This window comes from Corallococcus sp. 4LFB (assembly GCF_046520365.1).
In the GTDB taxonomy this organism is placed as follows: Bacteria; Myxococcota; Myxococcia; order Myxococcales; family Myxococcaceae; genus Corallococcus; species Corallococcus caeni.
On record NZ_JBKGHJ010000233.1, the window covers coordinates 1 to 13,049 of the forward strand.

Annotated in this window: 9 protein-coding genes and 2 pseudogenes; 6 read left to right on the plus strand and 5 right to left on the minus strand. The window is 70.3% G+C overall.

Annotated features, from left to right (window positions below; translation table 11 throughout):
• A partial coding sequence (locus ACLEQD_RS23515; RefSeq protein WP_410386918.1) for a tetratricopeptide repeat protein occupies window positions 1-1,783 on the plus strand: 1,783 nt, incomplete at its 5' end.
• Between the two features lie 17 nt (window positions 1,784-1,800).
• Here the strand turns inward: ACLEQD_RS23515 and ACLEQD_RS23520 are convergent.
• Window positions 1,801-2,537 (minus strand): annotated as a pseudogene (locus ACLEQD_RS23520) (competence/damage-inducible protein A).
• Window positions 2,538-2,646: 109 nt separating this feature from the next.
• Here ACLEQD_RS23520 and ACLEQD_RS23525 point away from each other — a divergent pair.
• A complete protein-coding gene (locus ACLEQD_RS23525; protein ID WP_410386920.1) occupies window positions 2,647-3,801 on the plus strand; it encodes an acyl-CoA dehydrogenase family protein in 1,155 nt (384 codons plus the stop codon).
• On the opposite strand, the gene ACLEQD_RS23530 is transcribed toward ACLEQD_RS23525, so the two are convergent.
• From ACLEQD_RS23530 to ACLEQD_RS23545, 4 genes are all read right to left on the minus strand, one after another.
• On the minus strand, window positions 3,794-4,798 hold the full coding sequence (locus ACLEQD_RS23530; protein WP_410386922.1) for an NADPH:quinone oxidoreductase family protein: 1,005 nt from the start codon (window positions 4,796-4,798) through the stop codon (window positions 3,794-3,796). The two genes, ACLEQD_RS23525 and ACLEQD_RS23530, sit on opposite strands and share 8 nt — an antisense overlap.
• 1 nt (window position 4,799) lies before the next feature.
• Complete coding sequence (locus tag ACLEQD_RS23535; protein ID WP_410386924.1) at window positions 4,800-5,762, minus strand: aldo/keto reductase; 963 nt, start codon at window positions 5,760-5,762, stop codon at window positions 4,800-4,802.
• Window positions 5,759-6,265 carry a YiiD C-terminal domain-containing protein gene (locus ACLEQD_RS23540; RefSeq protein ID WP_410386925.1) on the minus strand — a complete coding sequence of 169 codons (507 nt, stop codon included), beginning with the start codon at window positions 6,263-6,265 and terminating at the stop codon, window positions 5,759-5,761. The genes ACLEQD_RS23535 and ACLEQD_RS23540 overlap by 4 nt, the downstream gene beginning before the upstream one ends.
• A 198-nt stretch (window positions 6,266-6,463) precedes the next feature.
• Complete coding sequence (locus ACLEQD_RS23545; RefSeq protein WP_410386927.1) at window positions 6,464-9,217, minus strand: polyketide synthase; 2,754 nt, start codon at window positions 9,215-9,217, stop codon at window positions 6,464-6,466.
• A gap of 342 nt (window positions 9,218-9,559) precedes the next feature.
• On the opposite strand from ACLEQD_RS23545, the gene ACLEQD_RS23550 reads away from it, so the two are divergent.
• The 4 genes and pseudogenes from ACLEQD_RS23550 to ACLEQD_RS23565 form a co-directional block, all read left to right on the plus strand.
• Window positions 9,560-10,474 carry a hypothetical protein gene (locus ACLEQD_RS23550; protein WP_410386929.1) on the plus strand — a complete coding sequence of 305 codons (915 nt, stop codon included), beginning with the start codon at window positions 9,560-9,562 and terminating at the stop codon, window positions 10,472-10,474.
• 272 nt (window positions 10,475-10,746) lie between these two features.
• Window positions 10,747-11,381 (plus strand): annotated as a pseudogene (locus tag ACLEQD_RS23555) (alpha/beta hydrolase).
• Window positions 11,378-12,607: an aminotransferase class I/II-fold pyridoxal phosphate-dependent enzyme gene (locus ACLEQD_RS23560; RefSeq protein WP_410386931.1), complete on the plus strand. Its 1,230-nt coding sequence runs from the start codon at window positions 11,378-11,380 to the stop codon at window positions 12,605-12,607. Before ACLEQD_RS23555 ends, ACLEQD_RS23560 begins: the two are co-directional and overlap by 4 nt.
• A gap of 15 nt (window positions 12,608-12,622) precedes the next feature.
• Window positions 12,623-13,049 (plus strand): hypothetical protein (locus ACLEQD_RS23565; protein WP_410386933.1); only part of this gene is annotated, 427 nt, incomplete at its 3' end.

Sequence of the window (13,049 nt, forward strand, 5' to 3'; positions counted from 1 at the left end):
CCGCGCGCTCGCGGTGCTGGAGAAGGCCCTGGCGGCCCGGCCCGGCTTCCCCGACGCGCTGGAGACGCGCGGCCTGCTCCTCCTGGAGGCGCAGCAGTACGCGGAGGCCGCGCAGATGCTCGGCCAGCGCGTGCAGCAGGGCGGTGACCCTCGCGTGCTCGCGCAGCACCACCTGACGCTGGGCGCGCTCTATCAGCAGCACCTGAATGATCCGAACCGCGCGGCCGCGCACCTGCAGACGGCGCTGGCCACCCTGCCCCGCCACCCGGAGGCGCTGGAGCGGCTGGCCACGGTGTACGCGCAGGGCCGCAACTTCGGCGGCGCGGTGGACTGCCTGCGGCGGCTCTTGGATCAGGACCTGCCCAACGACGCCCGCGCTCGCTTCACCGTGGAGCTGGCGCGCATCCACGACGAGGGCCTGGGCGACGTCGCCTCCGCCACGGCGCTCTACAAGAAGGCGCTGGAGCTGACGCCGGGCGAGCCCGCGCTGGTGGACCGGCTGGTGGCCCTCTACGAGCGGCAGCGCAACCTGCCGGAGCTGGCGCAGATGCTGGAGGCCCAGGCGGCCGCCACGGCGTCCACGGACGTCAAGCGCGCGGTGGCCCTGCGCATCCGCGTGGCGGGCTTCTACGCGGGCCCGCTGGCGGAGCCTGCTCGCGCCACCGTCATCCTCCGGCAGCTCGTGGAGCAGGACCCGCAGAACCTCCAGGCCCGCGCCGCGCTGGCGGAGCTGTATGGCCGCGACATGGCCAGCTACCCGCTGGCCATCGAGGAGCACCGGCAGCTCTTGCGCCTGGACCCCGCGCGCCTGGAGAGCCTGCATGCGCTGTTCAAGCTGTGGGACGCCCAGAAGCAGCAGGACAAGGCGTTCGCCGTCGCCGCGGTGCTGACGTTCCTGCGCGCCACCAACGAGGTGGAGCAGGCCTTCTACTCGGAGGCCCGCGTCCGGCAGCCCCAGGAGCCCCGCGAGGCGCTGCCCGCCAATGACGTGGACACCGTCCTCATGCACCCCGCCGCGCGGGGCCCGCTGACGGACCTGCTGCGCGCCATGGGTGAGCACCTGGGCAAGGTGTTCCCGCCGCAGTTCGAGATGCTCGGCGTCAACCCGAAGACGGACAAGCTCAAGCCGGACTCGGCCGTGTTCAAGGCCGTGCGCGCGGTGGCGCAGACCTTCGGCGTGGAGGACTTCGAGGTCTACCTGGCCCGGCGCGGCCTCTTGCAGCTGGAGACGACGGAGCCCCTGTCCCTGTGCGTGGGCCAGGACGTCGTGCGCCGCTTCAACGCCCGCGAGCAGAAGTTCCTCATCGGCAAGGCGGTGCTGGGCCTGCTCAACAAGACGGCCGTCCTCTCCAAGACGTCCCAGGGGGAGACGGTGGACCTGTTCGGCAACGCCATCCGCGTCCACGTGCAGCAGTTCAACGGCCTGGGCCGGCGCAACGACGAGATGACGAAGCAGCTCAAGAAGGCCTTCAACCGCAAGGCGATGAAGGCCTCGGAAGGGCCCGCGCAGACGCTGTCCGAGCAGTCGAAGATCGACGTGGCCTCGGTGGTGGACGCGCTCGCCTACTCCGCGGACCGCGCGGGCCTGCTGGTGTGCGGAGACCCGTCCGTCGGCCTCACCATGCTGCTGCGCGAGGATCCGAACATCGTGGCCAACAAGCAGGAGAGCCCCGAGGCCATCCTCCAGGCGGTGCGCGAGCGCGCGGACCTGAAGGCCCTGCTGACGTGGCTGCTCACCGACGACTTCTTCCGGCTGCGCCAGCGGCTGGGGCTGTCGCTGTAGTCCGCTTCCAGCCCGCGCTACTCCCGGCGGACCAGCGCGTCCGCCGGGAACCCCGCGAGCAGCCGGCCCACGGCGTCATCCACGTGGGCCCGCTCCGGGGCCTCCACCGTCACCTTCACGCGGTAGTCCATGGACGCGTCGAACACGGGATAGGAGCCGATGGCCACGTGGGGCATGTCCAGCGCCACGCGGTCCAGCACGGCCGCCAGGGCGCTCTCGCCCAGGTTGAAGTACAGGTTGACCAGGTGCACCGGCGTGCCGCTCAGCCGTGAGAGCACCGTCTCCAGCTGCAGCCGGAAGAGCTGCGGCACCCCCGGCAGCAGGAACATGTCCCCCACCGTCAGCACCGGGAACCACATGCCCGGCTGGGCCAGGAGCACCGCGCCCTCGGGCGCGTCCGCCAGGCGCAGCGACTCCGGCGTCACCGGCGACGTGCCCGCGCGGGCCTGGATGGCCGACACCATCTCCGGCAGGCGCACCACGGCCGGCCCAGCGCGAGCGCCACCGCGCGCACCGTGACGTCGTCGTGGGTGGGGCCAATGCCCCCGCTGGTGAAGACGTAGCGGGCCTTGCGCCGGGCGCGGGCCACCGCGTCCACGATGGCGTCCACGTCGTCCAGGATGGTCTCCACCGAGACCAGCGGGATGCCAAGCTCCCGCAGCCGCTGGATGAGGTGGGGGCCGTTCTCGTCCTTCACCTTCGCGGTGAGGACCTCGTTGCCGATGATGATCGCCGCCGCGCCGGTCCGCTCCATGGAGCCGGGGACTCTACTCCAACGGACCCCGGGGGTGGACCTACGCGGTGCTCCCGCGCGGACCTGCCCTGTCCTGGAGTCAGCACGGGGGGACGGACATCCTTCGCGCATGGACTCCCATGAGACCCGGGACGCGATCCGCGCGTCCGTGCGTGCGCTGTGCAACCGCTTCCCCGCGAAGTACTGGCGGACCCTCGACGCGGAGCGTGAGTACCCCCACGACTTCGTCAATGCCCTCACCGAAGCAGGCCTGCTGGCCGCGCTCATCCCGGCCGAGTACGGCGGCGCCGGGCTGGGGCTGCGCGAGGCGGCCGTGGTGCTGGGCGAAATCAACCACTTCGGCGGGAACGCGTCCGCGTGCCATGCGCAGATGTATGTGATGAACGTGCTGCTGCGTCACGGCTCCGTGGAGCAGAAGCAGCGGTACCTGCCGGAGATTGCCGCGGGCCGGCTGCGGCTCCAGGCGTTCGCGGTGACGGAGCCGAACTCGGGCTCGGACACCACCGCCATTGAGACGACGGCGGTCCGGCGCGGGGACCGCTACGTCGTGAACGGCCAGAAGATCTTCATCTCGCGCGTGCTCCAGTCCGACCTGATGCTCCTGCTCGCGCGGACGACGCCCCGGGCGGAGGTGCGCAAGAAGACGGACGGGATGAGCGTGTTCCTGCTCGACCTGCGCAAGACGCAGGGGCTGGAGGTCCGGCCCATCCGGACCATGCTCAACCATGCGACGAACGCGCTGTTCCTGGAGAACGTCGAGGTGCCCGCCGAGGGGCTGATTGGCGAGGAGGGCAAGGGCTTCTCGTACATCCTGGACGGCATGAACGCGGAGCGGGTGCTCGTCGCCTCGGAGGCCATCGGGGATGGCCGCTGGTTCATCGAGAAGGCCGTCACCTATGCGCAGGAGCGCGTGGTGTTCGGCAAGCCGATTGGCGCCAACCAGGGCGTGCAGTTCCCCATCGCGAAGGCGCACACGGCGCTCACGGCCGCGTCCATGCTGACGGAGCAGGCCGCGACGCTCTTCGACAGCCACCAGTCCTGCGCGGCCGAAGCGAACATGGCGAAGTACCTGGCCGCGGAAGCCGCCTGGGAGGCCGCCAACGCGTGCATGGACACCTACGGCGGCTACGGCTTCGCCGAGGAGTACGACGTGGAGCGCAAGTTCCGCGAGGTGCGCCTGTTCATCAACGCGCCCGTGAGCCGGAACATGGCCCTGTCGTACATCAGCCAGCACGTGCTGGGACTGCCCCGCTCGTTCACGTAGCGCCGGGGGGCGCGTCCCGGCCCTCGCGGACGTGGACCACGACCTTGCCGATGGCGCGTCGCTCCGCGAGGGCGCGCAGGCCGTCGGCGGTCTCCTCCAGGGGGAGCCGGAGGGTGATGCGCGGGGTGATGCGGCCCTGCGCGTACCAGGCGAAGAGCTGGTCCATGGTTTCGCGCAGCGCGGCCGGGTCGTGGTAGCGGAAGTAGCGCAGCGACGAGCCCAGCACCGCGCGGTGCTTCACGAGCAGCCGGTGGGCGGGGATGCTCGGTATCTGTCCCGCGGCGAAGCCCACGAGCACGTAGCGGCCGCCCCAGCCCAGCGTCGAGAGCGCCGGGTCGAAGAGCGGGCCGCCCACCGGATCGAAGCAGACGCTCACGCCCGCGGGCCCCGCGGCGGCGAGGACCTGATCCTTCCAGTCATCGTCAGCGGAGCTGAAGGCCCGGTCCGCTCCGGCTTCGAGCGCGATGAGGCGCCTGGCCGGTGTGCTCGCGACCGCGATGACCCTGGCGCCCAGCGCCTTGCCCAGCTGCACCGCCGCGAGCCCCACGCCTCCGCTGGCGCCGAGTACGAGGAGCACCTCCGAAGGCTTCAGGTGGGCGACGCGGATCAGCGCCAGGGCGGTGCTCACGTAGGCGCTGGTCAACGCGGCGGCGACTTCGAACGAGACTCCCGCTGGCAGCAGGAACGTCTCCTGGACGGAGGCCACGGCCTGCTCGGCGTAGCCTCCGTGCCAGAGGATGGCCACGACGCGGTCCCCGGGCTTGAAGCCCGAGCCGTCGGGGGCGCTGGCGAGGGTGCCTGCGGCCTCCAGGCCCGGAACGAAGGGCAGCTCGGGCCGGGTCTGATAGGTCCCGCCAACCATGAGGAGGTCGGCGAAGTTCACGCTGCAGGCGTGCACGTCGATCTTCACCTCGTCGGGCTTCGGAACAGGCTCGGGGACCTCGGTGAGGGTGAGCTGCTCGGGCCCGCCCCACGTCCGGCAGACAATCGCTCGCACGTCATGGCTCCTGGGTGGAAGTGGCGGTGAGGCTTCGCCAGAGGTCGTCGTTCGCGGGCAGGCTCAATGCCCCGGTCACCAGCTGTTCGAGCTGCTCCGGGTTGCGCGCGCCGACGAGGATCGACGTCACGAACGGGCAGTGCACCAGCCACCAGGTGGCGAGGCCTGACGGGGACAGCGCGTGGGCGGAGGCCTGCGCCTTCAGGTGTTCGACCCGGGCCGCGTTCTCCGGGGTCCAGGCCTTCGCGTAGAGGTCCCGGCGCTGGCCGATGCGCGTGCCCGCTGGAATCTCCCCCGCGATGGCGTACCTGCCGCTCAGCAGGCCGCCCGCCAGCGGTGAATAGGGCGTGTACTGGAGTCCCAGCTTCGCGCAGGCCTCCAGCACGCCGTTCCGCGCGTCGTCCTGTTCGAGCAGGTTGAAGCGGTTCTGGACCCAGCCGAACCCCACCGGGCCACCGGAGCGTGGAGCCGCGCAGCGCCAGAGGTCGCTCGCGGCGACGTTCGACAAGCCGAAGCGACGGACCTTCCCTGCCCTCACGAGGGACTGGAAGGTCTCGAGGACGTCGTCCCACGGCGTCGCGGGGTCGGGCACGTGCGACAGGTAGAAGTCGAGCGTGTCGATGCGAAGCCGCGCGAGCGAGCGGTCCACCTCCGAGAACACGTGCTCCCGCCCGAGTCCCCCGCGCAGGCCCACCTTGGACGAGATGAGCACCCGGTCCCGCATGGCGGCACCGCGAGACGCCAGCCATGCGCCGATGATGGCTTCGCTGGCTCCGTCCGCGTAGGTGCCCGCCGTGTCGATGAGGTTGATCCCCAGCGCCACCGCGCGGTCCAGGAGCGCATGTGCTTCGGCTTCGGTCTCTCCCTGGCCGAGCAGCTTCCGGGAGCTTCCGATACCCCCGAAGTTGGCCGCGCCCAGGGCGAAGACCGATACGTCGATGCCGCCGAGCTTGCGGTAGATCATGTCCGCCACGCCTCCGGAAAGGGCAATGCCAGGTCCCCCTCCCCTGCCCCCGAGGAACCGATCAACGTGAAGTGCGCCGTGTAGGTCGCGGCGGCTGCGCCCTCGTCGATGAAGACCTGCGACGTGGCCGTGAGCCGCACCTTGCCTCCCTGACGGAGCGTGTCGGCCTCCAGTGAGGGCAACGCCTCACAGCGGGCCCGGTAGTCGCAAGCGATGGGCCGGTGGATGGCGAACTCACAGCGGCGCAGCAGGATCTGCACGGCGAGCCGCTCCGCCCACGCCGCCCGCACGAGCAACAGCCACGGGGCGAGCCCCGCCGAGGTGAACACCCCCGGACCGAACGCCGTCCCCCGGTGATTCAACGAAGGGCCCAGCGGCGCCGCGAGCACGATGCGGCCGGGCTCGAACTCCTCGAGGCGGATCCCGAGGAACTTCGTCATCGGAATCCGTTCATGGAGGTCCCTCGCCAGCTGCGCGAGGACGTCCTCATGTTGGAGGCTCATGGGTGGTTCCCTGCGAGCGTTGTCGTGGAAGTCCACGCATGGCGCTCCATCCCCGCATGGGTCAGGCCACCCGCTCTCTTCATGTTCGGGTGAAGGGTCATGGGTGGTTCGCCGCAAGCTTCGTCGTGGAAGTCCACGCATGGCGCTTCATCTCCGCGTGGATCAGGCTGCACGCTCGCTTCACGTTCGGGTGGAGACTCATGGTCCCGGAACCTGGAGGTCGGGGCCGGCTTCGAGCACGACGTGGTAGTGGGTGCCGCCGCTTCCCGCCGCGTTGACGCCTGCGAAGCGCGCGTCCTTCAGTTCGTGCGGCTCCGTGACGACTCGCAGGTTGTCGGCTGCACCGACGAGCGGGGTTGTCACTCCCACCGTCGCGGGCACTCGCTTCGCGGCCAACGTGAACAGCGCCTTCATCAGGCTCGCGGCTCCAGCGGCGGCTCCGGTGTGGCCGATGTTCGGCATGACCGCGCCGATGGGAAGCGGCCGGGCTCGCGCGGTGGCGAGGGTCCGTCCCAGCGCGGCGAGCTCCGCGTAGTCGCTGGCGGGATGACCACTGCCGAAGCACTCCACGAAGGCGAGCGCATCCGCCGACACGTCACACCGCGACCACGCACGCCGGATGGCCAGACTCATCGCGGACTCGGAGACGAGCCCGGGGTCCTGAGGTGTCCCGAACGCGCTCCCCATCGCCCGGATGATCCCGAGCACCGGCTCGCCTCGTTCCTGCGCATCCGACAAGCGCCGCAGCACGCACACCGTCGCGCCTTCACCGGGCAGATATCCGTCGGAGGATGCGTCGAGCGCCGTTGGCGCGTCCCGGCGGGACAGCAGCCCCAGCGTGCCCTCGTCCGCCATGCGCGTGACTCCGAGCCGCATGTCCGCCGTCGCCCAGAAGACCGCGTCCGCCTCTCGCGACGCGAGCCGCCCGCAGGCGACCTCCAGTCCGCCCATGGAGGCCGCCGCGCCTCCCGCCTCGATGGCGCAGGTCGGTCCGTTCAGGTCGAAGGCCCGGGCAATCCTCGCCGCCATGAAGCTGGGCGACAGGTTGAACAGGCTTCCGGCCCACAGCTCCGGCAGGTCGCCTGACAGGCGCTTCATCGCCGCGCGCACGGTGCGGGCCACCCCCTTGGGGTCCTTGCCCGTCTCGCGCAGCACGCGCTGAAGGTGCTCCTCGAGCTCCGGCAGCCGCGCCGCGGCGACCTGGCGCAGGCCGTACTCGCTGCAGTGCTCCGCGGAGACGACCACCGGGATGTTGCTTCCCCGTTCGATGCAGACCTTGGAGGCCGCGCTCCGCGCCAGGTCCACCAGCAGGTAGTGGAGCGGATCATGCCGGAGGATGTCGGCGGGACGCTCATCGTACTGGCTGGCGCTGCCCGCGAACCGGTGTGCGTCCAGGTCCAGCGGCGCTCCAGGTCCGAACGGCAGCCTCCGGAACGCGCGGCGGCCCTGCAGCAGGTTCGTCCACAGCGTGGCGAGGTCCGGGGCCTCCGCGAACGCTCCCGCCATGCCCACGATGGCGATGGGCTCGTCCCCTCTCGCCAGGCGCTTCCGTGTGCCCCGCAGCAGCGCCTGGGCTCGCGCGGGCGAAGGCCGGTCCTCCACCACCGCGTGGTAGTTCTGGCCTCCGCTCGCGATGGCGCTGACGCCTCCGATGCGCGGTTGCTCGCCCGCCGGCCAGGACCGGGCGGTCTTCTCGACCTCGATGAGGCCTCCCGGTTCGAGCAGGCTCCGGGGCTTGTCCCCGTGCACCGGTCCCGGGATGCCCCCGGACTCGAACAGGGCGAGCAGCGCGATCAGGTTCGCCAGCCCCGACGCCTCCTTCGCATGTCCCAGGTTCCCCTTGATGGACATGACGGGCACCGGCGACGCGGGTTGGGCGGCCTCTCCGTGCGACTTCAGGGCCCGGTCAAAGACCTTCGCCTCCACCGCGTCCCCGGCCCGCGTGCCCGTGCCGTGCGCGAGGATCACGCCCAGCTCCCGGGGCGCCACGCCTGCCTGCTCGAGCGCACGCCGGACCGCCAGCTCGTGGCCGCGCGGGTTCGGGACCAGCATGTACCCTTCGGCCGCGCCGTCGTTCGCCCCACCGACGCCGCGGATCACCCCGTGGATGGGGAGGCGCTCATGGGTGGCCCGCTCCAGGCTCGTGAGCACCAGCAGCACCACGCCGTCGGAGATGACCGTTCCGTTGCCCTTCTGGGCGAACGGGAAGCAGCCCTCGGACGACAGGAGGCGTGAGTTCGAATAGAGGACCTGGTTGACCGTGTCGACGTAGGACAGCGCCCCCGCGATGGCCCACGGCGCCCCCTTCGCCAGCTCCCGCGCCGCCAGCTCAATCGAGGCCAGACCGCCGGTGCAGTTCCCGTCCACCAGCAGCGCCTTCTCCGTGGTCCCCAGCGCCTCCGCGATGGCGCTCGCCAGCCGGTGCGTGGCGCGCTCCCTCGGGTCCTCCACGAAGTCGGGCCCGAACGACTCCCGGAGCGACTGGCGCACCTTCCGGGTGAGGTCCGTCAGCTCCTGATGGGAGAACTCGTTCGGATGCGCGCCGTGCACCAGGTACGGCTGGAGCTGGCCCGCCACGGCCAGCACCGCGGCGTCGTAGAGCCCATGCCCACCCCCGCGTGAGTGCGCGAGGAAGACCGGGACGGGCTGCCCGCCAAGCGAGCCGGGAGCAAGGCCCGCCGAGGCCAGGGCCCGGTGCGCCGTCTCCACCACTGATAGCTCGCGCGCTCCAACGACCCCACCCAGCAGCGTGGACGTCCGGGCCGCGCCCACGGCCGCCGTGGGGTCCAGATACAGGGCCCGGGGAATGCGCTCCTCGGGCCACTGGCCATACGTCGTCTTTCCCCCGTGCAGCACTTCCGCCAGTTCATCGAGTGTGCGAGCGCCCGGCAAGGCAAACGCAAAACCAGAGATCGCCACCGGCGCGATCCCATCCAGGTGTCCTTTCAACATTGCCAGACAATGTAAGGATCCGCCCCGCCCAGGTCCACGACCAGCCAAATCACATACATCCAGGCCGACATGCGACGGCGTCAGCGGGATCCTACCCTACGCATGCAAGGGGTTGCCCTCACGGAGACCCGCCGCCCTCCTGGGAGCGTCGTTCCCGGACCCCTGGAGCGGTGATATTGTTTCAAGTGGCGCGCTCCGTCCCGAGCCCTCAAAGGCTGTCTCGACCGACCAAAACCAGGGTGGATTGACGCCAGACTTTCCGATCGGTATATCAAGACAGACATCGCGGCCCATTGCCTGCCAATCGGCTGCCGCCCATTCCCCTCATCCCCTGGACAGCCCATGAAAAGAATCGATCCGAGCCGTATCAAGGATTCGTTCATCAATGTCTCCACCTTCCCCGCGGACCTGGGTGAAGGCCGCTCGGCTGCTCCCGACGCCGCGCTGCTCGACGCCGTGGTGGAGGCCGTGGAGAAGAAGAACGGGTTCGCGGTGGTGTACGGCGTGAACAAGCTGCTGGCCGCGCGCGGGCTGGACCTGCATACCGAGTCCGGCGCCGCGCTGGCCCGGGACTACCTGGAGGGCATCTTCCGGGCCATCGCGCCGCGCTTCGACCTGTCGCGCTACAGCCCCACGCCCGTCGCCTACGACCGCGTCGCCAAGATGGACGTGGACGGCTTCAACAAGAACCGGAACTTCACGCCCAACAGCGACCACACGGAGAGCCGCGAGTTCGTGACGACGAAGTGCGTCCACTTCGACTCGGCGACGCCGTTCATCGCGAACCTCTACGGGCCCAACCAGAACATCAGCGGCGGCATGCCGATGATCTGCGACACGCGCCGCTTCTGCCAGGACAAGGGCCTGGACCCCCGGGCGCTCATCGAGAACATCCCCAACAACTACAACGTCGCGGTGAAGGCGGAGTTCTCGGAGGAGATCCTGCGCGACTACTCGTTCGCGCTGAAGCTCGACCTGGAGAACGACATCGTGATGATCGTCCTCCACAACGAGGTGGTGGGCGGACTCGCCCACGCCGCCACCCAGCCGTCCCTCACCGACGCGAGCAAGGCCGCGAAGCGCCCCATCCGCCACGTCGAGTACCAGGTCGCGGGCTCCGACGACCTCAAGCGCTGGTACGACTACTACGGCCTGTCGCTGGAGAAGGCGTCGAACCACAAGGAGGACGCCAACATCACCCGCTTCGTCCGCGGCGAGCTCAACCCCTACCCGAACATCATCGAGGTGCGGGAATGACCACGCGACAGCACGCGGAGCGCAACGCGGCGGAGATGAAGGAGCTGCTCGCGTACCTGGACGCCCGGCCCTGGCCGGACGGCTACGAGGCGGCGCGGGTCCACTACGATTCGCTCGGGCTGCCCATCGCCCGGGACATCGGCGTGGCGCCCGTCAACGTGAACGGCGTTCGCGCCCAGTGGCTCACGCCGCCGGAGTGCGACCCGGACCGCGCCCTCCTCTTCCTGCACGGCGGCGGGTTCGTCTTCGGCTCGCTGGTGAGCCATGGCCACATGGCTGCGGAGCTGGCGCGGCAGGCGCGCTGCCGGGTGCTCCAGCTCGACTACCGCCGGGCCCCGGAGCACCCCTACCGGCCGCGCTGGACGACGCGACCACCGCGTACCGCTGGCTGCTGGAGCAGGGGTTCGCGCCCGGCCGCATCTCCATCGCCGGAGACTCGGCGGGCGGCGGCCTGGTGGTCTCCATGCAGGTCCACGCCCGGGCCAAGGGCCTCCCGCTCGCGGGGGCCCTGGTGTGCATCTCCTCCTGGTTCGACCTGGGCATCCAGGGGGAGAGCTACGAGTCGCGTGAGAAGGCGGACGCGCTGGTGCAGCGCAAGGTGGTGGAGGAGGTCGCCCGGCACTACCTCAACGGGCAGGACCCGCGGCAGCCCACCATCTCCCCCATCCACGCGGACCTCACCGGCTTCCCGCCCCTGCTCATCCAGGTGGGCGAGCGGGAGCTGCTCTTCAGCGACTCGCAGGCGATGGCGAAGAAGGCCCAGGCCCAGGGCGTGGACGTCACGTTCGAGGAGTGGCCCGACATGGTCCACGTCTGGCACCTGCACTTCCACCGCCTCACCAGCGGCCGTGAGGCCCTGCAGCGCATTGGCCAGTTCGTGATGGAAAAGACAGGAGCGCGGAAGTGACGACGCCCAGCGACGCGGTGATGGGTCCCCACCTGCACCGCAACAACCAGAAGATGATCCCCGCCAGCGAGAGCGCCTGGGCCGTGGCCCGGGACGCGCACATGCTGAACATCCGCGTGGAGGCCGTGGGCGGCCAGAACCGCATGCGCGAGGTGGACACCGGGCACGAGTTCGCCAACCTGTGCTCCTGCTCCTACCTGGGGCTCAACAGCCACCCGGACGTCATCCAGGGCGGCATCGACGCGCTGAGGAGCGCGGGCATCACCGGCCTGTCCATGGCGGAGTTCCGCATCCGGCTGGGCCTGATGGAGGAGCTGGAGGAGCAGCTGGCGGACCTCTTCGGAGGGCCCGTGCTGCCGGCCGTCACGTCCAGCGCGCTCACGGCGGCCATCCTCCCCGTGCTGGGGTCCGGCCACCTGACGGACAGCGAGCCCCTGGTGATGGTGTTCGACAAGTTCGCGCACTTCTCCATGGCGTTCGTGAAGCCCATCGTCGCCGACGAGACGCTGGTGCTGAACGCCCCGCACAACGACATGAACTACCTGGAGGACGTCTGCCGGAAGTACCCGCGCGTGGCCTACGTCTGCGACGGCGTGTACTCCACCGGCGGCGCGACGGACCTCCCGGCGCTGCTCACGCTCCAGGAGAAGTACGGCCTCTTCCTCTACATCGACGACTCGCACTCGCTCTCCACGCAGGGCAAGAACGGCGAGGGCTACATCCGCTCCCGGCTGCGGGAGATGAACGACCGGACGGTCATCATCGCCTCCATCGCCAAGGCGTTCGGCAGCACGGGCGGCATCGCGATGCTCGGCTCCCGCAGGCACCACGAATTCCTCTACCGGACGGGCCCCATGGGCTGGTCCCAGAGCCTGCGGACGGCGGCCATCGGCACCTCCATGGGGAGCATCAAGGTGCACCGCAGCCCGGAGCTGGCGAAGCGACAGGAGCAGCTGCGCCGGAACATCGCGCTGTTCGACGAGCACATCCAGACCGCGCAGCGCGGCGACGGGCTGCACATCAAGGTCGTGGAGGTGGGCGAGCAGGACAAGGCCGTGAAGCTGTCGCGCGAGCTCTACAAGCGCGGCTTCTATACCTCCGCGGTCTTCTTCCCCATCGTGCCGGTGGGCAAGGCGGGCATCCGGCTCATGCTGCGCGGAGACCTGCCCACGGAGCAGGTGCAGGCGTTCATCGGCCACCTGAAGGAAGTCCTCGCGACGCTGTAGGCGGAGGAGCACGCGATGGCTGCCTTCCTGCCCCACGACGTCGTCTCCGCGCACGGAAACCTGCCCCGGCTCGTGCGCGAGCTGGAGGCGGCGCTCACGGAGGGCCTGCATGAGCGGGTGCAGGTCCCGCTGCGCGTCGCGGTCCCCTCCGCCACCCAGCACGCCGCGTTCGTGTCGATGCCGGCCGTGTCGGAGCAACTGGGCCTCTACATCAACAAGGTCGCGACCCTCTTCGAGCGGGCCGCGACGGATCCGCTGCCCACCATGAACGGCGTGGTGGCGGCGTTCTCCACGCATACGGGGGAGCTGCTCGCGCTGCTGGATGGCGCGGCGGTGACGGAGCTCAAGTGCGCCGCCGTGTCCGCGCTGGTCACGGACCTCTGCGCGCGCACGGACGCCCGGACGCTGGCGGTGGCGGGGCTGGCGCGCAGGCCCGGCAGCA